At 38.9% G+C, this 23,974-nt stretch carries 26 protein-coding genes and 1 tRNA gene; 11 read left to right on the forward strand and 16 right to left on the reverse strand.

The window, feature by feature from the left end; translation table 11 throughout:
- Positions 1 to 1,062: 1,062 nt before the first annotated feature.
- The 3 genes from AC1DOS_RS03155 to AC1DOS_RS03165 all read right to left on the reverse strand — a co-directional run bounded on the left by AC1DOS_RS03155 (position 1,063) and on the right by AC1DOS_RS03165 (position 5,376).
- A complete protein-coding gene (locus AC1DOS_RS03155; RefSeq protein ID WP_477536358.1) occupies positions 1,063 to 2,637 on the reverse strand; it encodes a peptide chain release factor 3 in 1,575 nt (524 codons plus the stop codon).
- A 187-nt stretch (positions 2,638 to 2,824) separates the two neighbouring features.
- A complete protein-coding gene (locus AC1DOS_RS03160) occupies positions 2,825 to 4,309 on the reverse strand; it encodes a UDP-N-acetylmuramoyl-L-alanyl-D-glutamate--2,6-diaminopimelate ligase (protein WP_477536359.1) in 1,485 nt (494 codons plus the stop codon).
- An 11-nt stretch (positions 4,310 to 4,320) separates the two neighbouring features.
- Positions 4,321 to 5,376, reverse strand: coding sequence for a M42 family metallopeptidase (locus AC1DOS_RS03165; RefSeq protein WP_477536360.1), 1,056 nt, complete (start codon positions 5,374 to 5,376; stop codon positions 4,321 to 4,323).
- 103 nt (positions 5,377 to 5,479) lie between these two features.
- Between AC1DOS_RS03165 and AC1DOS_RS03170 the strand changes: the two genes are divergently transcribed.
- Positions 5,480 to 7,072, forward strand: coding sequence for an ATP-binding protein (locus AC1DOS_RS03170; RefSeq protein ID WP_108584347.1), 1,593 nt, complete (start codon positions 5,480 to 5,482; stop codon positions 7,070 to 7,072).
- Between the two features lie 30 nt (positions 7,073 to 7,102).
- Here the strand turns inward: AC1DOS_RS03170 and AC1DOS_RS03175 are convergent, their stop codons facing one another.
- From AC1DOS_RS03175 to AC1DOS_RS03200, 6 genes are all read right to left on the reverse strand, one after another.
- Entirely contained in the window at positions 7,103 to 7,708 is a 606-nt protein-coding gene (locus AC1DOS_RS03175) for a PepSY domain-containing protein (protein ID WP_477536361.1), read from the reverse strand.
- Positions 7,709 to 7,795: 87 nt separating this feature from the next.
- Positions 7,796 to 8,512, reverse strand: coding sequence for a PepSY domain-containing protein (locus tag AC1DOS_RS03180; protein WP_477536362.1), 717 nt, complete (start codon positions 8,510 to 8,512; stop codon positions 7,796 to 7,798).
- A gap of 60 nt (positions 8,513 to 8,572) precedes the next feature.
- Entirely contained in the window at positions 8,573 to 9,925 is a 1,353-nt protein-coding gene (locus AC1DOS_RS03185) for a sensor histidine kinase (protein ID WP_477536363.1), read from the reverse strand.
- A complete protein-coding gene (locus tag AC1DOS_RS03190; protein WP_477536364.1) occupies positions 9,909 to 10,625 on the reverse strand; it encodes a response regulator transcription factor in 717 nt (238 codons plus the stop codon). Before AC1DOS_RS03190 ends, AC1DOS_RS03185 begins: the two co-directional genes overlap by 17 nt.
- 51 nt (positions 10,626 to 10,676) lie before the next feature.
- Complete coding sequence (locus AC1DOS_RS03195; RefSeq protein WP_477536365.1) at positions 10,677 to 12,065, reverse strand: aldehyde dehydrogenase; 1,389 nt, start codon at positions 12,063 to 12,065, stop codon at positions 10,677 to 10,679.
- 139 nt (positions 12,066 to 12,204) lie between these two features.
- Complete coding sequence (locus tag AC1DOS_RS03200) at positions 12,205 to 13,143, reverse strand: Gfo/Idh/MocA family protein (protein ID WP_477536366.1); 939 nt, start codon at positions 13,141 to 13,143, stop codon at positions 12,205 to 12,207.
- 134 nt (positions 13,144 to 13,277) lie between these two features.
- Here AC1DOS_RS03200 and AC1DOS_RS03205 point away from each other — a divergent pair, with 134 nt between their 5' ends.
- A complete protein-coding gene (locus AC1DOS_RS03205) occupies positions 13,278 to 13,421 on the forward strand; it encodes a hypothetical protein (protein WP_199224039.1) in 144 nt (47 codons plus the stop codon).
- A 49-nt stretch (positions 13,422 to 13,470) separates the two neighbouring features.
- Here AC1DOS_RS03205 and AC1DOS_RS03210 read toward each other — a convergent pair whose 3' ends face one another.
- Positions 13,471 to 14,748 (reverse strand): MDR family MFS transporter, encoded by a 1,278-nt coding sequence (locus AC1DOS_RS03210; protein ID WP_477536367.1) that lies wholly within the window; start codon positions 14,746 to 14,748, stop codon positions 13,471 to 13,473.
- An 89-nt stretch (positions 14,749 to 14,837) separates the two neighbouring features.
- Positions 14,838 to 15,683 (reverse strand): DNA-3-methyladenine glycosylase family protein, encoded by an 846-nt coding sequence (locus AC1DOS_RS03215; protein WP_477536368.1) that lies wholly within the window; start codon positions 15,681 to 15,683, stop codon positions 14,838 to 14,840.
- Between the two features lie 64 nt (positions 15,684 to 15,747).
- On the opposite strand from AC1DOS_RS03215, the gene AC1DOS_RS03220 reads away from it, so the two are divergent.
- From AC1DOS_RS03220 to AC1DOS_RS03260, 9 genes are all read left to right on the forward strand, one after another.
- On the forward strand, positions 15,748 to 16,137 hold the full coding sequence (locus AC1DOS_RS03220) for a thermonuclease family protein (protein WP_477536369.1): 390 nt from the start codon (positions 15,748 to 15,750) through the stop codon (positions 16,135 to 16,137).
- A 201-nt stretch (positions 16,138 to 16,338) separates the two neighbouring features.
- Complete coding sequence (locus tag AC1DOS_RS03225; protein ID WP_477536405.1) at positions 16,339 to 16,467, forward strand: sunset domain-containing protein; 129 nt, start codon at positions 16,339 to 16,341, stop codon at positions 16,465 to 16,467.
- 17 nt (positions 16,468 to 16,484) lie between these two features.
- Positions 16,485 to 17,009: a 2'-5' RNA ligase family protein gene (locus AC1DOS_RS03230; protein WP_477536370.1), complete on the forward strand. Its 525-nt coding sequence runs from the start codon at positions 16,485 to 16,487 to the stop codon at positions 17,007 to 17,009.
- A 74-nt stretch (positions 17,010 to 17,083) separates the two neighbouring features.
- Positions 17,084 to 17,156: transfer RNA gene (locus tag AC1DOS_RS03235), tRNA-Val, on the forward strand.
- Between the two features lie 131 nt (positions 17,157 to 17,287).
- Complete coding sequence (locus AC1DOS_RS03240) at positions 17,288 to 18,295, forward strand: tyrosine-type recombinase/integrase (RefSeq protein WP_477536371.1); 1,008 nt, start codon at positions 17,288 to 17,290, stop codon at positions 18,293 to 18,295.
- A 180-nt stretch (positions 18,296 to 18,475) separates the two neighbouring features.
- A complete protein-coding gene (locus AC1DOS_RS03245) occupies positions 18,476 to 18,637 on the forward strand; it encodes a hypothetical protein (RefSeq protein WP_477536372.1) in 162 nt (53 codons plus the stop codon).
- Positions 18,638 to 18,802: 165 nt separating this feature from the next.
- Positions 18,803 to 20,104: an FtsK/SpoIIIE domain-containing protein gene (locus tag AC1DOS_RS03250; RefSeq protein ID WP_477536373.1), complete on the forward strand. Its 1,302-nt coding sequence runs from the start codon at positions 18,803 to 18,805 to the stop codon at positions 20,102 to 20,104.
- The gene (locus AC1DOS_RS03255; RefSeq protein WP_477536406.1) at positions 20,091 to 20,645 is read left to right on the forward strand and encodes a replication-relaxation family protein; all 555 of its coding nucleotides are present in this window, start codon (positions 20,091 to 20,093) and stop codon (positions 20,643 to 20,645) included. The genes AC1DOS_RS03250 and AC1DOS_RS03255 overlap by 14 nt, the downstream gene beginning before the upstream one ends.
- A 14-nt stretch (positions 20,646 to 20,659) precedes the next feature.
- On the forward strand, positions 20,660 to 21,214 hold the full coding sequence (locus AC1DOS_RS03260; protein WP_477536374.1) for a hypothetical protein: 555 nt from the start codon (positions 20,660 to 20,662) through the stop codon (positions 21,212 to 21,214).
- A 45-nt stretch (positions 21,215 to 21,259) separates the two neighbouring features.
- On the opposite strand, the gene AC1DOS_RS03265 is transcribed toward AC1DOS_RS03260, so the two are convergent.
- From AC1DOS_RS03265 to AC1DOS_RS03285, 5 genes are all read right to left on the reverse strand, one after another.
- Positions 21,260 to 21,610, reverse strand: coding sequence for a YhjD family protein (locus AC1DOS_RS03265; RefSeq protein ID WP_477536375.1), 351 nt, complete (start codon positions 21,608 to 21,610; stop codon positions 21,260 to 21,262).
- A gap of 96 nt (positions 21,611 to 21,706) precedes the next feature.
- The gene (locus AC1DOS_RS03270; RefSeq protein WP_477536376.1) at positions 21,707 to 22,426 is read right to left on the reverse strand and encodes an SGNH/GDSL hydrolase family protein; all 720 of its coding nucleotides are present in this window, start codon (positions 22,424 to 22,426) and stop codon (positions 21,707 to 21,709) included.
- Positions 22,423 to 22,713, reverse strand: coding sequence for a hypothetical protein (locus AC1DOS_RS03275; RefSeq protein WP_477536377.1), 291 nt, complete (start codon positions 22,711 to 22,713; stop codon positions 22,423 to 22,425). The genes AC1DOS_RS03270 and AC1DOS_RS03275 overlap by 4 nt, the downstream gene beginning before the upstream one ends.
- Positions 22,714 to 22,866: 153 nt before the next feature.
- The gene (locus tag AC1DOS_RS03280; RefSeq protein ID WP_477536378.1) at positions 22,867 to 23,664 is read right to left on the reverse strand and encodes an N-acetylmuramoyl-L-alanine amidase; all 798 of its coding nucleotides are present in this window, start codon (positions 23,662 to 23,664) and stop codon (positions 22,867 to 22,869) included.
- 1 nt (position 23,665) lies between these two features.
- The gene (locus AC1DOS_RS03285) at positions 23,666 to 23,947 is read right to left on the reverse strand and encodes a phage holin (RefSeq protein WP_477536379.1); all 282 of its coding nucleotides are present in this window, start codon (positions 23,945 to 23,947) and stop codon (positions 23,666 to 23,668) included.
- Positions 23,948 to 23,974 lie beyond the last annotated feature (27 nt).

Consider the following 23,974-nt stretch of genomic DNA (forward strand, 5'->3'; position numbering starts at 1 on the left):
GCTTGTGACTGCGTCACTCGCCCACCTCTCTTTTTGTAGATTATCCTGCGGCGGATTTGCATCATTCGCTCCCTTGCAACCTGGAAGCACACAGTAATTTTGATTTGGTTTACTACAGAATAGAAGGTTTCTTTATGTAGATGTTCGGCCGAAGATGCTATTTCGGCCTCTATCTGCTTTTTTTATTTTGGCAAAGTTTTAGAACGCTGTTGATATTACAAACAAACAAAAAAGTACATTTGCGCCTAGCATGTAAAGGAACGAAGGTTAAAAACGCCACGTCCTGCTCCTTCGGTTACTCGTCGCAAAAAGCAATGCGAGAAATTTTGTGGCAACACCTTCATGACCCACTTCCTGTGGGCCCAAGAATGAGACCCACAAGTATTTGGTTTTCATACTTGTTGGCTCCGGAACGTGTAGCAAGCGTAAATGTACGATAGACAACAGGATAGTTAAACAGAGCCTTTATTTTCAAAACATCTTATTAAAATTCAATTTAAGAAATATCACTWCAACTACAAACCGAAACCTTGGTTCCATTTACTGAGGATGACAGGTTTCCAGTTCGCTTCKGACGCTTTACCTGCTGCACAATAATCTAGAGAATAAAGAGAGTTGGGCTTGTGACTGCGTCAMTCGCCCACCTCACTTTTTGTAGATTATCCTGCGGCGGTTGTGCATCCTCCGCTCCCTTGCAACCTGGAAGGACACAGTAATTTTGATTTGGTTTACTACAGAATAGAAGGTTTCTTTATGTAGATGTTCGGCCGAAGATGCTATTTCGGCTTCTATCTGCTTTTTTTATTTTGGCAAAGTTTTAGAATGCTGTTGATATTAAAAGACGAAAGAGTACATTTGCACCTAAAAGGAACGAAGGTTAAAAACGCCACGTCCTGCTCCTGCGGTTACTCGTCGCAAAAAGCAATGCGAGAAATTTTGTGGCAACACCATCATGACCCACTTCCTGTGGGCCCAAGAATGAGACCCACAAGTATTTGGTTTTCATACTTGTTGGCTCACCAATAAAAAATAAAAAAACCTGTCACATGGACAGGATTTTTCTTATAACAAACTAAACAATTCGATATTTTCATTTTTATCTTGGAACCAACGCATCGCAAAATCATTTTCAAACAAGAAAACATAGCGATCAAAACGATCTCGCACTAGCATACTACGTGGACTTGACATGGATTCTTTTACATCGCCTTCATTTTGAATCCAACGAGCAATTTTGTTACCAATTGATTCCATGCGTACTTCAACGTTATATTCATTTTTCATTCGGTGTTCAAACACTTCGAATTGAAGTTGACCTACTGCGCCTAATATTACATCTTCTGTATGCAAGGTTTTGTAATATTGAATGGCACCTTCTTGTACTAATTGCATAATACCTTTATTAAAATGCTTAGACTTCATAACATTCTTGGCAGTTACACGGACAAATAATTCAGGAGTAAATTGTGGCAATTTCTCATAGTTGAACGTTTTCTTTCCACCTACAATTGTGTCACCAATTTGATAACTTCCTGTGTCATGCAGACCAATGATGTCTCCTGCAACAGCAATCTCAACTGTTTCTCGTTCGTCAGCCAGGAACTGAGTAGATTGAGTTAATTTAAACGTCTTACCTGTACGGGCTAATGTGACCGTCATACCGCGCTCGAATTTCCCAGATACAATACGCACGAAGGCGATACGATCACGGTGAGCTGGATTCATATTTGCTTGTATCTTGAAAATAAATCCAGAAAATTCATCTGTCACAGGATTTATTTCAACATCCGCATCTGTTTTACGAGGTTGCGGAGTAGGTGCAAATTGTAAATAGGTTTCCAAAAATGTTTGTACACCAAAATTAGTTAAAGCACTTCCGAAAAACACGGGTGTCATTTTACCATTTCTCACTTTTTCTTGATCAAAATCATTTCCCGCTTCATTCAGCAACATAATATCTTCTAATGCTTGTGTGTAGTAAGACGTTTTTATCATTGAGTGATCTACTGCTAATTCTCCATCCTCAGTCAATGGTAAAAAGCGGTCAGTTCCATCTTTACGGAATTGCTCTATGCGGTTATTAAAACGATCATAAATCCCTAAAAACTCTTTCCCCATACCAATAGGCCAATTCATTGCATATGATTCAATACCGAGTACTTCTTCTAATTCTTCCATTAGTTCAAGTGGTTCTTTCCCTTGACGGTCTAATTTATTAATAAAAGTAAAAATTGGAATTCCTCGTAAGCGACAAACTTTAAATAATTTAATTGTTTGAGCTTCTATTCCTTTTGCAGCATCCACAATCATCACTGCACTATCAACAGCCATTAATGTACGATACGTATCTTCACTGAAATCTTGGTGACCTGGTGTATCTAAAATATTAATTCGGCAATCATCGTAATCAAATTGCATCACGGATGAGGTAACAGAAATCCCACGTTGTTTTTCAATTTCCATCCAGTCAGATGTTGCGAATTTCCCAGTTTTTTTCGCTTTTACAGTACCTGCATCGCGAATGGCACCACCAAAAAATAATAACTTTTCTGTCATTGTCGTTTTACCAGCATCTGGATGCGAAATGATAGCAAACGTTCTTCTTGCTTGTATTTGAACTTGAATTTGAGTAGTCATAAATAGGTATTCTCCTTCGTTTTTCCTTTACTATCATATGGATTTTTCATATAAATTACAAGTACGCAAAATGTCGAAAGAACCGATCGACAATTGTGATCGGTTCTTTGAAAAGAAAAAAGATGTATAAATTCAGTTTATATAATTTGTTATTATGTCTGCCTTCTACCGTTTCATCGAATCTAGCTTAAGAACGGGATGGCGAATCTTGAAATTTCAATTTACCAGCTACCAAGGCAATGTCTCCATCACTATGAGGATATTTTTTACGGCCAATGATTTGATAATCTTCGTGACCTTTGCCTGCAAAAATAATAATATCCCCAGGTTCAGCTATTGCTATAGCATGCTTGACTGCTTCCTCACGATTCCCAATGCAAGCATAACTATCATGAAGCATACCTTTTTCTAAATCACTAAGAATTGATTCGTACGGCTCATCACGTGGGTCATCTGTCGTCAGTATGACATAATCAGCTATTGAAGCTTTCTCTGCCATGGAAGGACGTTTTGAACGATCTCTATTGCCACCTGTTCCTACTAAAAAGATGAGTCGTTGTGTCTTGTAAGGTATCACAGACGAAATTGCTTTTTCGATTGCATCAGGAGTATGTGCATAATCAATAAATATGGATATTGGTAAATCACTAGTCAACTTTTCCATTCTTCMTTTTACTGGAGGAATTTTTTCAAGTTGTTCCAAAATTTGAGGAACTGTATAGCCTTGTGTATATAAAGCAGTTGTTGCTGCTAATGCATTATACACATTGAACTCACCAAGCAAATTCATTCGTACTGGAAAAATCCCTTCAGGAGTCTTCATGTCAAATTGTGTACAATCTGATTTCAGTTGAATATTTCTACCCTGAAAATGAGCGTCTTGGTGAATGGCGTAGGTCCAAACAGGAAAACCGGTCATCTCTTTCAAACGGGTCGACCACTCATCATCTAAATTCACAACTGCATGTTTCTCACGTTGTAAGTCTTGTCCAAGCTGGGAAAACAATAATCCTTTTGCTTGTCCATATTGTTCCATCGTCCCGTGGAAATCTAAATGATCATGCGTCAAATTAGTAAAGATTGCTATGTCAAAATCAACCCCTGTTAAACGACCAAGAACCAAACCATGAGAAGATACTTCCATAATCATTGACTTACAACCTTCATTTTTGGCACGCTGAATCATTTGTTGCGTAGTGAGTGCATCACTTGTTGTATTTGCTGAATCGAAAAGGACACCATTTAAATTAAAACCAATCGTACCGGTTAAAGCAGATTTTACTTTTAATCCTTGTAGCATATTTTGTAAAACTCCACTGACACTTGTTTTACCATTCGTTCCGGTAACACCGATCATCGTCATGTCTTTAGATGGATACCCATAAAATTTTGAAGCTAATAATCCTATAGCCCGTGTTGTATCGTCAACAACGATGCAAGCAACTCGGGAATAGTCTAATTCAAGATACTTTTCTGTAATAATTATTTTTGCTCCACTTTCAATTGCTTGCAATGCGTAATCATGTCCATCCACGGTATATCCTTTAATACAGATAAAAACACTTTCGGGTTGCACACTTCTTGAATCAACCGCGATATCATAAACTTCTTTTGGAAGTGTTCCGTGAATTTCTTTAATTGGCAAGCAACTGATTAAGTCAGATGACTGCATTTGCTTTCCTCCTATTCTGTCTCCATTGGAGAGAGCACATATGCTTCTAATAGTGCTGCAGAATGTTTTAATGAATCAATATGTGTTCGTTCAAAAGCATGTGATGCCTCAATGCCGGGTCCGAATAAGGCATGCTTAACATCAAAACCTGCTCGAATTGCAGCTGAAGCGTCAGATCCGTAATATGGATAAATATCTAGTTTATGAGCAATGTTATTCGTTTTTGCTAGCTCAACCAATTTACGAGTTAGATCATAATGGTATGGACCTGAAGAATCTTTCGCACAAATCGATACCGTGTATTCATCAGAGGTTTGTCCATCACCTATTGCACCCATATCGACTGCAATGTATTCCACAACTTCTGCAGGAATATTTGAATTTCCTCCATAACCAATTTCTTCATTGTTTGAAATATAGAAATGAGTAGTGTTTGGAAGAGTCAAATTGTTTTCTTTTATTGAAGCAATAAGTTGTAGTAATAATGCCGTACTTGCTTTGTCATCCAAATGTCGCGATTTAATAAAACCTGAATCCGTTTGCTCGAATCTTGGGTCGAACGATATGAAATCCCCAACTTCAATGCCTAACGCTCTTGTTTCCTCCGCATTCATTACTTTTTCATCTAATCTCACTTCTATATTTTCTACATTACGTTCTGCAGAACCTGCATTTTTGTATACATGGACCGTCGTTTGATGCATAAGAATGGTTCCTCGAACTTTCTTACCAGACGCTGTATGTATGTAACAATATTCACCTTCAACAGAATTCCAGTTAAAACCACCTATCATCGATAGTTTAAGACGACCACTACCTTTTACTTCTTTTACCATAGCACCGAGTGTATCTGTATGTGCTGTTAATAGTCTATGTTTAGTCGAATCATTTCCTTCTATAGTTGCTATTAATGCACCTTTATTCGTTTGTATAAACGGTACCTTCATTTTATCTAAAATTAAAGCCATAAATTTCATAATCTCTTTTGTATAGCCAGAAGGACTTGGAATTTCTACGAGTTCTTTAAGTAACTGCACTGTTTCTTTCTCTTTAAATGTGTTAGACATTGTAAACCCCCTATATATAAATATCATACCAAAATTCGGCATGTTCCGACACTGACAAATCATGTATGATATAAGCAGAATAACTTTCCAACTGAGGTGAAAAATGGACATAACCGTATACATAAACAAACGTAATCGATTGTTTATACAATTATTTGCACTCGGATTACTATTTCATACTTTATTAAGTTTATTTTCCCCTTATGAACACGCATTACCCATTTTGGCTTTTCTTTATTGCACTTTATTATTTGTTCTTTATAAACTGAATATTAATAATCAATTGTTGCAAATTCTTATATTATCAGGATTAAATGGATACATTTTTTTCATTAATTTAGATACACCGAATTACGTACATATTATTCTTTTTATTTTCCCACTATTTGTTGCTTCATTATACCATTCAATCACTTCATATTTACTTCTTTTACCGATAACAGTTTTTGAAGTCATCTACTTATTTAATACTAATTTTAATCTCTTTGAAAACACAATTGAATTTACTGATTTGTATGTGCTCATGTTATTTTTTATTTTAATTAGTGTAACAGCTATTGTCCATTCTCAATTATTGCAAAAAACGTTTTTTAACATGGCAGAACAGCAATCTTCTTTAGAACGAGCACTTGATTCTAAAGAAGGATATTTGTACATGTTTTTTGAAAATGCGAAGGATGGCATAGCAGTTTTTGATTTAGATGCTAAAATCATTGAAATAAATCCAGCGTTTGAATTATTGTATGGGTGGAGTCGTGAAGAATGTATTGGAAGTCGTGTTCCACTTGTCCCACCTGAAAACTCTGACGCCGCTATCGACCGTATAAAAAGAGTGTTGAGTGGTGAAAGTTTCTATTCGTTTGAGACAAAAGATATGAAGAAAGATGGTACTTTCTTCGATGCACAACTAACGCTTAGTCCTATTTATAATAAGTCTGGTGAAATAGTTGCCATGTCTTTAATTACTCGCGACATCTCGTATCGCAAAGAAGCAGAAAAACTCATTCTCCAGTCAGAAAAATTAAAGTTAGCTGGTGAAATCGCAGCCGGAGTTGCACATGAAATACGAAATCCAATGACTGTGATCTCAGGTTTCATTCAAATGATGAATGAGGATAATCAACACCCTTATCAAACATACACAAAAATAATTGAATCTGAACTTGAGCGAATTAATTTAATAATAAGTGAGTTTTTAATTCTCGCAAAACCTCATGTTACAACCGTAAAAGAGTTTAGTTTGGAGAAAATCATGCAAGATGTAGTGTTCCTATATAAGCCTGAACTTAATTTAAGAGGGATTGTGTTGACAGTAGCTTGGAATGCGCCGAATACGGTTGTCATAGGTGAACAAAATCAAATTAAACAAGTGTTTATTAATATAGTGAAAAATGCTGTAGAAGTATTAGAAAAAGAAGGTTCACTTCACATTTCTTCAACACATGAAAATGACGGTTTTATCGGCATTCACGTTCGAGATAATGGTGCTGGTATGACGCAAGAAGTACAAAAACAAATCTTTGAACCGTTTTTCACTACCAAAACAACTGGAACAGGTCTTGGTATGATGATTTCAGAGAAAATCATTCAAGAGCATGGTGGGAAAATCAATATTAATAGTCGAGTTAATAAAGGAACTCAAGTATCAATATTATTACCATTTAAATCACCAAAAAAATCAGCGCCCTCCATTTAAATGGGGACGCTGATTTTTTAATACATCTTCTTAAATGTTTTCTTCATCATCATATTCGTCATTGTCATCATCTTCGTCAACCGACAAAACTTCCCCAGTATTCGCGTCAACTTTAACCTCTACTTCGTTAGTTCCATCTTCGACTTCAATTTTATAAAATATTTGAGCATCGTCTTTCTCAAGTTCTACGTCTGTCACAGTTCCAGTTGCCTCTATTAATGCGGTTTTAATTGCCGCTTCTCTTGTTATCGCTACTTTACTGGACTCTATCTTTGTACTGTTGTCATCAAGATCTTCTTTGTCATCTTTATCGTCTGCTGACTTATCATTCTTCAATACTTTACCTGTAACCGCATCCATATCTAAGTCATATTCAAAGCCATCTTTATTAATCTCAACTTCATAAATAGTTCTAGTTAATGTTCTATCCAATTCAACTTCTGTTACAGTACCGTCAACTATTGTTAAAGCTTTTTCTATTATTTCTTCATTCGTTAATAAATTGTCTTTCTTGGTTCCATTGACAGTTTCTTTATCTAAATTCTGATTGGCTCCTGCTACCAACGCGATACTTCCAAATACTAGAGCGCCAGTGATTATTGGGACAGCCATCCATTTGCTTTTCAAGTTTTTCATTTTTATTTCCTCCTTTGTTTGATACTTTCATGTTATCTGACCAACATGAGAGAACTCGGAGAAGATTATGAGAAATTGATGAGAAATTTAATCGTCATCTTCATCATCTTGATCGTCCCATGTAACTGATAGAATTTCACCTGACACGCCATGTACTTGGATAACCGCTTCTCGGTCATCTTCCGATTCGATTTCAATAAGATAATAGCCACCATCAGACGTTTCTTCGTAAGTAGTATATTGAACTTCACCAGTTAACTGGGTTTTTGCAATCGTTATTGCTTGTTCCCTTTTTATCAAAGCTTGTTCGGTAGTGGTTTGCTTTTCCGTACTATCTAAAACAGTTCCTGTTAATGCATCAACCGTTAATGTGATTAGCGTTTCGTCTTTTGCCATGTCAACAGCATAAAAAGGATGCTCCGTCTGTCTGCTTAAAACTATTCGTTCAATGGTTCCCTCATATTCTTTACTAACAATCGATTTGATGTCCTCTTTAGACTTAATAGGAAGCTGCTGTCCATCAGTTTGTTTGAGTAGTTTAATCGATACAATATTACCTTTCGAAGTGTCAGCAACAACCTCGTATAAGCCATCTTGACGTTCTATTCGTGCTATATAAAGATCATTTTTTCGAATTAGATTAGAGACGGATCCACCATACATTTGTTCAATACGAGATCTTATTTCTTTATTGGAAATTATTTCTTCTCCATTTGTCAATTTCAATGCATATATAGCACCGGCTCCTAAAATAATAAGTGTTATTAAGAGTGGCATAAACCAAGATTTAGTAACCAATGTCATGAGTACGCCTCCTTTCTACTAAGGATAGATTATGAACATTAAAATTACATGAGAACCCGGTCATTTTTTCTCTAATTCAAGCGTGATAGTGGTTCCAACATTTAAAACGCTAATTATATTTAGGTTGATATTAAGACCTTTGGCTATTTCTTTGGCTAACGATAATCCTAACCCAGTTCCACCCGTTTTGCGGTTACGTGCTTCATCAACTCTGTAAAAACGATCAAATACGTGAGGGATGGCTTCACTTGGAATACCGATACCTTTATCAGTGATGGCAATCTTAATGAAGTTGGGAATCTCCGTAATATGCAAATCAACTTCTTCTTCGCTATACTTTCGAGCATTGTCCAAGAAAATAAACAACAATTGCTTTAACTTTTGCTCATCTGTTTTGTAGATAAGTGTTTCAAAATTTGGGTCTACAATTAAATTGAACTCGCGATGATACGCTTGCTTCATCGAACGTAACGTCTGTTCAATTACTTCTAATAAATCAGTTGCTTGTCGATTGATTACTAATTCTTCATCATAACGAGCTAGTTGCAACATTTGCTCAATCATGTCCCGCATTCGAACGGATTCTTGTAAAATGGCTTGAGTCGCTTCTTGAATTATTTTCGGGTCACTTAAACCTCGGCGATTAACCAAACTTGCGTAGCTTTCAATCACTGTAAGTGGTGTCTTTAATTCGTGCGAAGCATCAGATACAAACTGTTCTTGTTTCTTATAATTCCGTTCGAGTAATATCATCGTATCGTTAAATGTATGTTCCAGTTGAGCGAGCTCATCTTTACGATGATCCGACGTTTTGATTTGCTCATAGCTCCCACTGTTTTGAATATGTTTCATTGTCAAAATTAATTTTTGTATAGGTTGAGTGACAAGTTTCCCGAGCACAATACTCGAAATCAGTATTGGGATAGTACCTACAAGAGTTATGCTAATTAAAATAAACATTAATTCATTCAAATTTCTTTCTACATCAGTTAATACTTGAATAACTTGTAATTGCGAAATTGCACCTGATGAGTCAATAATCGGTATAGATAAGGTCAGCATTTTTGAACCATTAATGGTACTCACTTCTTGTGTTTCTGCTGTGACCTCTTGAACTTTCACTGCATCAACGCGATCCGTGGTATTTACTTCAACCTCTATTTCACCTAAAGTGTTTACAATTCTTACAGCACCATTTGCTGGAGAATAAGCACGTAAAATCGTAGCAGGATTTGTAGATTCCGTCATTTGACTTAACGCATGAACCAGAATTTCAGATTCCGCTCGTAATTGTTGTAGCTCTGTTTCGTACGTATTTTGGCTGTAGATTAAATAAATTCCAACGTTCGTAATGATTAAAATTAACAACATTAATAGTGTCGAGAAAAGATGGATTTTACTTTTTAATTTCATCTATTTGCTCCTTTAACACATAGCCTACTCCTCGAACTGTTTGAATGTATTTATGTGTTTCATCAAAATCAATTTTCTTACGCAAGTAGCGAATGTAGACGTCTACTACATTTGTCTCCCCGTAATAGTTGTAGCCCCATACCGAATCCAAGAGTTGTTCCCGCGACAATACTTGATTGGGATGTTTCATTAAATGAAGCAACAAATCAAACTCTCTAGGGGTCAAATCAATTTTACGTTCGTTTCTATTCACTTCACGCGTTTGTTCATGAAGACTTAAGTCTTTAAAATGGTGTTTGAATAAATCAGGTATTTCTTCAGTCTGAATATCGCGCTTTTTCATTCGTAAGTTAGCTCTAATGCGAGCAAGTAATTCTTCCATTTGAAAGGGTTTTGTCACATAATCATTTGCCCCTAAATCAAGGCCAGACACTTTATCCTCGACACTATTTTTAGCAGTCAATAGGATGACTGGAACTTGTTGTTCATCCGCTCGTATTCTTCGTAACACATCTAGTCCCGACAATCCTGGCAACATCAAGTCGAGTAACACAAGATTCCACGACTGCTCACGATATTTGATTAAACCATCCGTACCCGAATATGCAATTCCTGTTGTATATCCTTCAAACTCTAACTCCAATTGAAGAACACGGGCGATGTTCTCTTCGTCTTCAATAATTAAGATTCGTTCACTCATAGTGTGTTCTCCTTCTACTTTTTCTTTCATTCTATCAAAAAAGTCGCTCTCCTATCGGAGTAGCGACTTCACAAGTTTTACTTTGTTTTTGTATGGAGGAAATACGAGATTAATAGGCAGTTTTGTACTTTTCTTCAAAATTGATTTGGCGTGTGTAAATGCTTCAAAACTATATTTACCATGATAGCCATTCATGCCTGAAGAACCAACTCCTCCAAACGGCATATGAGCACTTCCAACATGTGAAACCGTATCGTTTATACAGCCTCCACCAAATGGCAATTCTTCTAAGAAGTAGTTAATGGCATTGTCATTTTCACTAAATAAATAGGCTGAAAGGGGTTTCGGTAGTTTTCGAACTTGGCGAATAGCCGTTTCTAAACGATCATACGTTAAAATCGGTAAAATAGGTCCAAATATTTCATCTTCCATCGAAAGGCTATTCCATGACACTCCTTCTAGTATGGTCGGTTCTATATAGAGATCATCTTTATCCATATTCCCCCCCGCAACAATGTGCTGACTTTCTTGGTTAATTAGGTGCATTAAACGGTCGAATTGTTTGGTATTGATGATACGTCCATAATCTGGGCTATTTTGTGCATCTTTCCCATAAAAGTCTATTATCGTTTGTTTCAATATTTTAATAAATTGTTCTTTCACCTTGTGATGAACAAGTAAATAATCAGGAGCCACACAAGTTTGACCAGCGTTTACAAATTTACCCCAAGCAATACGTTTTGCTGCAACTTCTAAATTAGCAGTGTGATCGATTATGGCCGGACTTTTACCTCCAAGTTCCAACGTTACTGGTGTTAGTCTCTCAGATGCCGCTTTCATCACTACTTTCCCAACAGCAACACTGCCAGTAAAGAAAATGGTATCAAATGGAGCATGAATAAGTGCGGTAGTTTCTTCCCGTTCTCCTTCTACTACACGAATATACTCTGGTGTGAACGTCGACTCGAGCACTTTTCGGATGACAGCAGCAGTATGGATTGCTGATTCTGAAGGTTTAACAATGGCACAGTTCCCACCGATGATTGCCCCGATTAACGGTTCCATGACAAGTTGGAATGGATAGTTAAATGGACCAATAATCAATGCGGAGCCATATGGTTCCCGGACGATAAAACTTTTTGCTGGTTGTAAATGCAGGGCTGTTTTAACTGCTTCTGGCTTCATCCAATCATCTAAATGCTTCGTCATAAAGCCAATGCTATCTAGCACAAATCCCACTTCGGTTGCGTATGCTTCAAACTCACTTTTACGTAGATCTTTATAAAGAGCTTGGATGATTTCTTGTTCATGTAGTTGAATAGCTTGTTTCAACTTAGCTAATTGTAGTTTTCGGAATTCTACTGATTTTGTAGCTCCAGTGTAATAAAAAGCATGTTGCAATTGAATCATCTCTTCTACATCTTGAGCCGTGAAATTCATGTTATCACTCCTGTCATCTATCTCTTAATTGTAGCGGGTAGGATCTTATCACGCAAAAATAGACACCTAATATTCGGTGTCTAGATTTTTCCCCATATTTTTAAGTATATAATTTTACAACTTACACATACTAACTGTTTTATGTCAGTAATTCATCAATCCATCGTTGCACAATTAAGCCTTCTTCAAATGACACAAGAGTTGCTTCGCGCCCATTTTTCGCATCATGACACGCATCCCAAAGCGTTTTAGGATGTTCATTTAATTCAACTCTTATGTCAGGTTGGTCACATTCACTCACCCAAAGTTCAGACCAATTTTTAATTGTCATTACTTTTTTAGTTCCAAACACTTTAAAAAGCAGTATTTCTTGTTGGCCCATTCCACTTAAACCATTGATAACTATCGGAATGCCTGTATCTGTTTGACCGATTGCCGATGACCCAATTTCAGATAATTGTTGATTTTCAGGATAGATTGTTTGATGTGCTGAAAAAGAAAAATTACCAAAAAGTCGGTACATGATTTGAAAGTAATGTGGAAATACTTCTCTTATAAAGCCACCTTGAGCTCTTGAACTAATCCAAGGATTTTGTTGCCACTTTCTTGGCCAATGTGGAAAATATGTATGAAGCTCCACTCGAAGTATGTCACCTAGTGTATGGTTTGCTAATTCACTTATTAGAGTTTGGATAGCTGGGCTGTACATCAGAGGAAAATGCATTGCCGTTAAGATATTCGCTTGTTTCGTGCTTTCTACCATCAGCTTGCCGCTTTCCACATTGTGGGCAAGAGGCTTTTCTGACAACACATAACATCCTTTTTTGGACGCTTCAAGAGCAAGAGAAGCATGACTATTAGGAGGTGTTCCGATATAGACCCAATGTGGTTTAGTGTTAAATAATTCCTCTAACGAAGATGCAATAGGCAACTGATATTTATTAGCTATCTCTTGTAGCCGTTCATTATTTTCATCAAATATACTGATTATCGTACATTTATGATTGGCTAAAAGTTGTTGAATAATACGTTCTCCGACAATTCCTGTTCCAATTAATGCAAAAGTTGTTTGTTTCACATTTATCGCCCCCTTAATTTGGTAGTTAATAAAAACTTATTAATTTAAATCTTGAAAATATTTGTTTCAAGGTGTAACTTTGAAGGGTAAAGAACTTACAAATAATTGAGATGATTTAAAAGGAGGATACAGACATGACGAAAACAGAAACATGGTGGGAACCTATTTTTTCAGGAAATTTGAGTTTAGGGATAAACAAAGATCGTCTAACTGAATTAGAAGAAGAATCCTTCATATATTTCCATGATACTGAAGAAATTGAATCACAGGAACAATAACTTTGAAAATAAATATAAAACGATATCTAACATAAAAACAGCTCCCTATCTAACCCTTAGGAGAAGCTGTCTTTTTTTGTTCAAATAAATAAAACATGAGGTAATAGACAAACGCACTCATCGTTGCTAATAAGGCGATAATCGTAAATGTCCAAAAGAATCCAAACCATACCGTCATAGGAATAGATATCGGTGCAATCATCCGACCAACTGTGTAGCGAAGACTTGCTGCTGCAAAATATTGACCTCGCATATGTTCGGGTGCTAGCTTCGAAATAAAGCTCTGTTGTATACCCACCGTCATTAATTCACCTATTGTAAAGATCGCCATTGCCAAAATGAAAATCCAAAACGAATCAAATAACGAAAAAACAACCATTGCAAGTGCATATAAAATCGATGAAACAAAAAACACATTTTTCTCTTTAAAAGACACAACGAATTTAGTGACAGCCACAGTTAATAACGCCACAAGTAAACCATTCTCTGAAATCAGAATACTAAAGGCAAGCTCCCCTGTTAGTTTTATATCGGTGCCGAACCAAGATCCAAGAGATTCATTCCCAATTACTTCTTTTACGTAAATAGGTAATAACAAATCCAATTGCATAAATGTTTGAGCGCCTAAAATTCCAGCTATAATAAAAAGTAAAAATAGTTTATCTTTTAATATCAGTCCATAGTCTTTAACTTGCGATTGAATCGCGTACATAAAACCATTGGATGTGTTAGTTTCGGACGAATCGGAATTTGCTGGGTTCGATTCCTTAGTAAACTTGATGAGAATCCAAGCTAATAAAATACATACCAACCCTGCAGTTATCATCAAGCCAAAACGATAGCTGAAGAAGAAAATCCCTCCAAGTATCGGGCCAATAACTACAGCAATGTTCATGGATGTATAAAAAACGGCAAAGACTTCACTACGATGTTCTTCAGGAACTACGTCAGCTACCATGGCTTGACTTGCTGGCCAATACAATGAACCAAAGACACTAGCAATTGAAAACGCAATAAATCCTAAACTTGGAGAATCCAAGATTGACGAGTTTGCCAGTGCAAATATGAAAAATGCACCCCCCTGTCCAAAAGAAGACAAGACCATCATCGTACGACGACCATATTGATCTGCACAATAGCCACCAACTAAATTTGCTGCTACTGAAAAAACTTGCGATACAATTAGTAGCAACCCCGCTGTCGTTTTACCGAACTCTCCTGCAAAATAAATTGCAAGGAATGGGAAAAACATCCAGAATGTAATATTCATAAACGCTTCACCAATTAGCCTTGCTTTTAAACTTTTATCCCAATCTCTAATTCTCATGTTGATTTCTCCCCAAGATGTTCTTCTATATTTTCCATATTATTGTAACACTTGAACTAGTTAGGTTGACATACATATTTAGTCTGAGTTTATTCAATACTTCTCCATAAATATAGCGAGGCGTAACTTAAATAAGGCGACCACTGAGGAAAATGACTAGAAATCTCTTCTGCCTTTGGTTTATCAGTCGTTGTCCAAAGCTTTTTCAGAGCATTTTGTAATCCGATATCGGCGAGCGGAAATAAATTTGGTCTACCTAATCCAAACAATAAAAAGCTACCAGCCGTCCATGGTCCAATTCCACGATATTTCACAAGTATTTGAGTAATTGTTTCATCGTCTTGAAGAGCGAGGGCATGAAGATTGAGTTCCCCACTAGCTATTGCTTGAGACACCCCAATAACGTATTCTGCTTTTCTCGTACTAAATTGTAGCTCGCGTAAATCTTCAACTTTAAGTTGCCCAATTACTTCAGGTTTTGGATAAAACCAAACACCATCTAGTTGCTCCCCAAATGTATGCACAAAGCGAGTAGTAAGGGTATGTGCAAATGATAGATTTAATTGTTGATGAATGATACTCTTCATTAGCGTTGCGTACAACGAAAACTCTCTTATGATGGGCGTGCCTCGATGTTCTTCAAAAATGGGCGCTAAATTAGTACCAGTAAAATGGGTATGAATTGGTTCTAGAGAGCGATCGAAATGAAAAATTTCTTTGATGTTTTGTAGTTGTCGTTCATTTATTGCTCCTTCTATTACAAATGTCGGGAATTCCGTTGTCCCAGTAGCCTGAACTTTACAAACTAATTGCTCTTCTGTAGGTACAAGAACATATCGCTCTTCTTTATTTAAAGAGATCAACGGATCCATTGAAAGTCGATCGAGTACTCGGTCGAAATCATATAGGAAATCTAATTGGATAGTTTCAATCATGGTTATATTCTCCCTATTCAGTTATATTTGAGTTTGTAATTATGTTCTACCGAGGTGATGACAAATGAACAAATGGTTTTGGCTGCTTGGAATAATTGTGTTGCTAACATCTGGTTGTGTTGGGGAGCAGTCTACTTCTACTGGTGGTTCTAAGGACTTGATTGAAGTTAAGTTACTGAATGTCATTGATGGTGATATCATTAAAGTAAAGTATAACGGTAAGACAGAAACGATTCGATATTTATTAATTGATACACCTGAAGTCAGACATCAAACACTTGGAAATCAGCCTTTAGGTGATGAGGCAAGTTCACGTAATAAACAATTGTTAGAAGATGCTACAGTATCTCTTGAATTTGACGTGGGAGAACGATACGATGACTACGGTCGTTTGTTGGCATATGTTTATGCAGATGGCCAATCTGTCCAGCAAATACTGTTACAAGAAGGATAAGCCCTTGTCGCTTATGTATTCGTACCTAATACGCGTCATTTAGATTCTTTCGAAGAAGCTGAGGCTATAGCTCGTCAGGCTGAATTAAACATATGGCAATACGAAAAATATGTAACAAATCGTGGATTTGATAAAACAAAGGTTAATGAAGTTAAAACTCACGAGCCAAAAACTAATGAGAAGTGTTTAATAAAGGGTAATATTAATAGAGAAAATAAAAAAATCTATCACATTCCATCAGGGAAATATTATGAACAAACAAAACCTGAAAAATGGTTCTGTACACACCATCAAGCAATAGATGCCGGTTTCAAGAAATCAGGCGAGTAAAGAGAGGGAAATTATTCATGCAAGTACTTGTTTTACGCTTTGATTATAAATTGTCTACAAAATTAGAACAAGATAGTAAAGACTTACATATAGCTTCAAGTCGCGGAAAAGAAACACCCCTTCCGCCCCATATTAGTTTATTTACATTCGAACAAACCAATCCGGTGATTTTAAACGAGCGAGTTAAAATATGGAGCGACAAGCAAAAACAACTTTCTATTTCGTTATCCTCACTTGGATTTTTCAAACAGAAAGGCACTTTTTTTGTCGCACCCGTAGTCACAAAAGAAATAGAAACTTTTCATCGAGAGTTGTTTTCACTCATTATGGATTTACATACAAATGAAATTTCCCCTTATTTACCTGGAAAATGGGTACCACATTCAACCTTGATTAATAATGTCCCATTGACAGTTTGGGGACCACTGTTCCAACGTGCAGGCTTATCTTTCGAACCCGTTACCGGAAAAGCCGTCGCTCTCGAATGTTGGACGGTTGTAAACGGCAGTGCTCAAACAGAATGGACCCACTTCTTTAAATAATTCATCCAAATTCCCTTTCTAGGTTATTGACTATTATACTGTAAGAGTTATAATAGAGTTTGTCCTAGAAAAACGATCTTGTAGCTCAGCTGGGAGAGCGCCACCTTGACAGGGTGGAGGTCGCTGGTTCGAGCCCAGTCGGGATCATTCCGAAGTTAAAACCCCGTTATACCAAGCGTTCACTCAACGTTTGCGTAGGCGGGGTTTTGTCGTATGGGTGCGTATTAGCGCTACCCTGCGTTACCCATCGCCGAACCAATCGAAAATGAGGTGACACCGTGCGTAAACGACGCAATTTTGTAGACAATCACGCAAAACTACCCGACTTAGAATCGGATGACATTCGCGCACTTTTTAAAGCCTTCGTTAAAATTAAAGTATCCGAAGGTATCGCTATCCGCACGATTAAGCAGTACGAAACGAATTTCACGCAGTTCTGCGATTATATTGAAACGCATGGCGGTAATTACGGTGTACAAGAGATTACTACCGACTTTGTACGCGAGTGGTTAACGCATATGCAACAGGAACACGTTCAGTTTCGTAAGATAGCCCACCGTAAAACGAAGTCAGTCGGATTAAAACCCGCGACGATCAATACGCGTTTGAAGACGATAAAGGTAATGTTTAATACGTTGCATACGAATTTACTCGTTAAGTCGAATCCGCTTGCGAAAGTATCTAACGTTCAGCAACCCGAGGAACTTATCGAAGTTTTGTCGGCTACGGAAATCACGCGTATTCTTAGCGTCATGGACAAGACGTATTACACGTCATTCCGAGATTACGTTTTAACCGTGCTACTATTAGACGCTATGCTACGTATAACCGAAGCGACGCATTTGCAACGGGCTGACATCGACAGCGAAAGAGGCTTCGTTATTATCCGTGCAAGTATCGCGAAGAACCGTATCGCTCGAATGGTTCCAATTACAAAACGTACCCTCCGTTTACTCAACGAGTTAATGAAGGAGAACGATTTCACTACCTCGTCTCAATACGTGTTTGCTACGGAAAAAGGAACTCCATACAATCGCAACCGCTATAACCAACGTCTTAAGAATTACGCGGATTTGGCGTATATTACGAAGCCCGTACACGCACATATATTCCGCCATACTGCTGCGACTTCGTGGTTAGAGAGTGGCGGTAACATGGAAGACTTACGTAATATCCTCGGGCATTCAAAATACGATATGGTTAAACGTTATGCACACGTATCTAATTCGTCGGTTAAGAATTCAGCGGAACAATACTCCGTCGTTGCTCGTATGGACGGCATTTAATAACACAAGCGCCTCACATCCGTGGGGCGTTTTTTGCATTGTGCTAAACGTCCCGGAAGTAAATAAAGGATTCCGGTAATGGATGGCGAAATTAAATATTTGTAACACTTACGGAAAATTTGCGTAAGTTGTAGTAGAAGTTAGAAACGTTTAGTAAGCTTTAGAAAGGGGACGAAATTAATGCAGTCGGAAAAAGACCCACAAATCGCAGCCAAGCTTCACCCCGAACATGACGCTGACTTAATCGAGTGGATAAAAGCTATCCCAAAACGTGAGCGATCGTATGTGTATCGACAAGCTATTCGCGAGTATTTTTTGCGTAAGGAGGAAGGCAAAAACTAACGGTTTTGGGGCGTCCCGTTTGATGTCCACCTCTCCCTATATATCGGGACTACGATAAACCGCGTCAAATCAACGTGTATTAACCATTTCCGAGCGTCCACTTCGGCGTAACTCTTACTACGTAAGTAACCCTTTGTGGCGTGAGGACTAAGGAAGGATGGTCGGATGTTATTCGAAATAATCACGACAACTTTTATGGGCGGAATTGCGTTAAAAGCATTTACGAAAAAGAACGGTTTGTCGTCGAATGACAGTGGTAAAATTCAGCGGATAATTTCGTTAAGTGGCCTGAACGTTAAAGACGGAAAGGATACGCTGACTACGCAACTAATTCGGAAGAAGTCTTACGATTGGGGAATGGAGTATAAGTATCGTATTCCACTCGGTCGCTCATTCGATGATTACGTTAGCAAGCAACGAGTATTAGAAGACGGATTAAATAACCGACGCAAACGGTTAACACTCACCGATTTAAAGGCGCTACCACTCGACGCAAATATCATCGACAACGTTAAGTCGTTATATACGAACAAACTCACGGAGAAAAAGGAACTCGAACTCTCCTTCGATGGACTCCTAACCCTACGCGTTTACAACGAGCCACTAGCGAAAGAAGTAGCGTTTAAAGCCGGTGAAGGTTGGAAAGTACCTGTCGGAATCACACGCGATAAGAACACGTTTAAATACCACGACTTCGAAAAGATTCCGCATATGGTTCTCGGTGGTGCTACGCGATACGGAAAAAGTAACTTCATTAACGCAATGATTACGAGTTTGCTACAGAGCAAGCCGGATCACGTGAAGCTATTCCTTATCGATTTAAAAGGTGGTATCGAACTGTGCGATTACGAGAACATCAAGCAAACGCAATCTATCGCATATGAACCCGCAGAAGCGTTAATTACGCTACAAGACGCTTACGATAAAATGCGTGAGAATCAACGTAAGATGCGGACACTCGGTAAAAAGAACGTACAGGAAGCCGGAATTAAAGACCGTTACTTCGTAATCATTGACGAGGTCGGCGAGTTAAATCCTGCGGAAGCTACGAACAAAGATGACAAGGCGCTTAAAATACAGTGTCAGACGCTTATGAGTCAAATCGCAAGGCTTGGCGCAGGTTTAGGATTCCGTCAGATACTTGCGACTCAGTATCCGACTGGCGACGTAATTCCGCGTCAATGCAAACAGAACTCCGACGCTAAGTTGTCATTCCGTGTTCAGTCAGCTACGGCGTCACGCGTTGTACTTGACGAAACTGGCGCGGAGAATCTACCGCAAATTAAAGGGCGGGCGATTTATCAGACGGCTGACGGTCGGGAAATCTTGCAGACTCCGTTAATCACATCGGAAATCATACAGACAACGCTCGCACCGTACATCGTGAAGAAGGAGGTCACGCCGATTGAAACTGAAACGATTGAGCAACCGCGAAGAACGGATACTGTTACTTTTGAAGCGCTTTGACTTTCTCACGCGGGATCAGTTAAACCGTTATTTCCGACTAGGTACTACGCGCAACGCGAACAGAGTCCTCGGTTATCTATCGGATTACCTTACGAGTATCCGCGAAGGACATCAAACGATTTACTATTTAAATAAGAACGGACGCGCTCACGTAGGCTGCGATAAGATACGCAAGCGAGGCGGTCACGTCCATCACACCGTCATGCGTAACGAGTTTTGGTTATTCTACGGATGCCCTTCCGATTGGCGTACCGAAATTAAAGTATCAGACGGGCGTGCAACGGTAATCGTCGACGCGATGTTTATGAAAACGTTGCAACACCATTTCCTCGAAGTCGACCGTGCGCAACCTATGAAAGAGAACCGAATTAAAATCGCACGGTACAAGGAACTCGTCGACAACGGAATGATTAAGCAGAAACTCGGACACTTTCCGACAGTCGTATGGTTGACCACAACGGAGTTAAGACGTAAGCAATTAACGGAAGCGTGTAAGGCGTTGCCAAGCGTTAAGGTGTATACAGTCGCGGACATAAAATAAGAGGAGGAATACGAATGTTTAGAAGAAAAGCGAATATAGAAACGGTGCCAGTCGCAGAGTACACGGATTTCAGCGAAAGACTTAAAGGAAGCGAGTATGCTACGAAGAAAACGGTTATCACCGCTTGCATACCGCTCGCCGTCGCAATTCCAATCGTTAGCCATCGTCTACTATCCGCCGATACGTATACAGCCACAAGCATACCGGTCGCAACCGTCGTCCAACCGCCTCCACCAATACCTGCGCCACAAACTGCAATCGATATAATCGCTCAAACTCCCGCAACTATTCCCGTAAATGTACCATCTCCCGAATTTATTCAGACCGGTGTAATCGCCGATACGTCACTCGAAGCAATCGCAAATGTAATGGAGCCGTTGATTAATATTCTTGTTGCGGTGAGTTTCCCGGTTGCTAGCGTTATCATGGTTGGGGCGTGTTTCTTCTTTATGTTCGGTAATTCGGAGAAGGCGTGGAGCATGATAATGAACGCAGGTCTAGGCTACGTTTTAATTCAGATGTCACCGTTGTTCCTTAACATGCTACGTACAGTCGGAGAAGCCGTATGAGAACACAGAAAAAGCGCTCCGCTCTCAATCGAGTAGGGCGCTTCTTTACGTCTTCATTAAGTAAACTTCGAGTAGTTCCTCCGTACGATTCCGCAGTCGCACGTTCAAGTAGCGACGATTCTGCTCGTACCCTCCGAAGTAAAACGTGTATTCGGTAGTGAATTCATCGCGTGTTCCTCGCTCAATTCGTAATCCATTCTGACGCATATACAGATTCGTCGCTTTGACATCCGCCTGTACTCCTTTTATGGCTGCGTCGATTATCGCTATGTATGGGCGGTGTAATTTAAAGTCGCTACGTTCGACAGTGGCGCGATCCTGCTCTAATACCGTATGTAACATCGGTAAGTATATTTTCCGTTCAAAGTACGGTAAATGTTCGGCTGGAATTAACATCGGAATAACCTCCGCTATGTATCGGTTTCTTCCTATATTAATAGACGCCGTAAATTTGTGCAAATAAAAAAGCCACCCCGTTAAGAGTGGTCTGAATTAATATTTATTTCTCTCCAACGTTTGATCGACTGCTCGATACAAAACATCAGCACCGTACATGGACATATGCGTCCCCGACTTATCCATTAAATTTGATTCAACTAAGGCTTTGTCAGTGTCATTCCCTGCATAACGTGCGAATACTTTATATGTGTCCACTAATGGAACACCCTGTTTTTTAGCTACTTTACGTGTAATGTCGTTGTATTTATCTTGAAATTCTCTAGCACCTCCATATTTTTCATAAAGTTTACGGTCGTGCCTTGAATAGTAATAGCCTTTACCTTCTTCAATAACAGGAACTGCTGTCATTAGCACAACATTAATCTTTTTGGATTGGAATGTATCAACCATATAATTTAAATCTTTTTCAAACTGTTTCCACGATGTTTTAGGTATACGCCCGTCACGCAGCACCCCATCGTTTGTTCCGAACATAATTGTGACTGTACTCGGATTGTGCTTTATGACGGAATGTATACGCTTCAAACCCATACCAATCGTATTCCCTGCAATCCCAGCATTTACTACAGGTCGTTCAAGACTTAATTTGCTCGCCCACTTTTTAGAACTCATGTAATGGTTATCGTCCCAATTAGCACCTTCTGTATTGCTATCTCCGAAAACCACTGTTTTTTTACTTGCTGCTAAAACACCGGACGAAAAGATTAAAGACATAAGAACAACCGATAATAAAGAGATCATTATTTTTTTCATTTATCGTTCCCACTTTCTGATTTTAGTGTTTTTCCACAAAGCATACAAACCTTCTCGTCGAAAATGAGTCCCGTGTAGTCATGTTTACATTCGATTTCAGCACTTTGAAAAGCTTCCTTGAAATAAGCGTATAACTTTTCTGCATTGCCCAGTGACATATTGCTAATTTCAGCTTTTCCTGTTGTGTATTTACCTAAAGTGGTTTGACGAATACCTGTTTCTTTTGAAATTTGATAATTAGTTATACCGGATTTAAATAATAAATATTCAATCGGCTTCTTAATCAACCGAATTCCTCCTTTTTCCTTTTCTGCTTATTCATAGTATACTCCACTTAAAGGTATTAAATCCATATAATAGAATATTTATTTTTCGACAAATAAAAAAAGACCACCCAATCAAGGATGGCCTGCTTGTTATTTATTCAATTCCAACCCACGTTATACCTTATTAACTTCGATTTTCTTCGCGCCTTTTGCGAGCGCCTTACGTATCTCGATGATTATATTCGCATCATCCGAATACGCACCGATTTGCTTACCGTCTACAATGACGCGGTGAACGTCCTTCTTAGCAGGCGGTTTCGCTAAGGGTTTAGCAATCGGCTTAGGCGTTGGTTTGACGATTGGCTTGCTTACCGGATTCACTGGCGCAGGTTTAACCGCCGTAACTTTCGCTTTCAATCCGAAGTGTGCGACTAAGCCTAACGCAATCGCCTCGCCTGCCTTACGTAATACATCGCTATCACGCATCTTCACGATGTCTAGCGTCGAATCCATATAACCGCCTTCCGTAAGAATCGCAGGGCAATTCGATTCGCGCAAGTCGTGGAAATTCGCTTTCTTAATACCGCGGTCACGTAAGCCCATTGCGTCGACTAAACGTGGGTGAACCGCTTTAGCTAACGCCTGCGACTCCGCTCTTGCGTCTTCATACACGTACGTCTCTACGCCAGTCCACGCGCCCCATTTACCTGTGTTAGCGTTGTGGTGTGAGCTTACATAGGCGTCTGCTCCCCACGCGTTAACACGGTTCGTACGAGTCTGTAGAGGTACGTCCGTCTTACCTGTCGCGTCGTCTACTCGTAAAATCTCCACGTCTTGATATTCGTCTAACTTCGCTATAGTACCGCGTACAACCGCGTCATTAAAGTTCCATTCGTACTCATTGTCGGGCGAACGTTTGCCTGCGGTTGAATTCTTACCGCCATGACCTGCGCCTAATGCGATTTTTACCATATCACTTCACGCCTTCCGATGGTTCATCGTAATTCAATGCACGTCGGCTATCGCTGAAACCGCGTGTCGTCGGATCGGCTACGGAATTATATACCGATACACCGATGATAAATAGGACATACGGATTTGATACGGCATTTAATATTACGTTGCCTAGCGCTGACCACGTTGTAACGTCTGCCCCCGTAATGCCGAAGTAGCCTCCGACAGGTACTACTATTGCTAACGCGATTTGTAACCAAAACTGCGGATTCTTAGCGCGTATTTTCCAATTGATTTTCATTGCGTTTCCTCCTCGGATAGTATATCG

This window comes from Paenisporosarcina sp. P5_A11, from assembly GCF_056400705.1.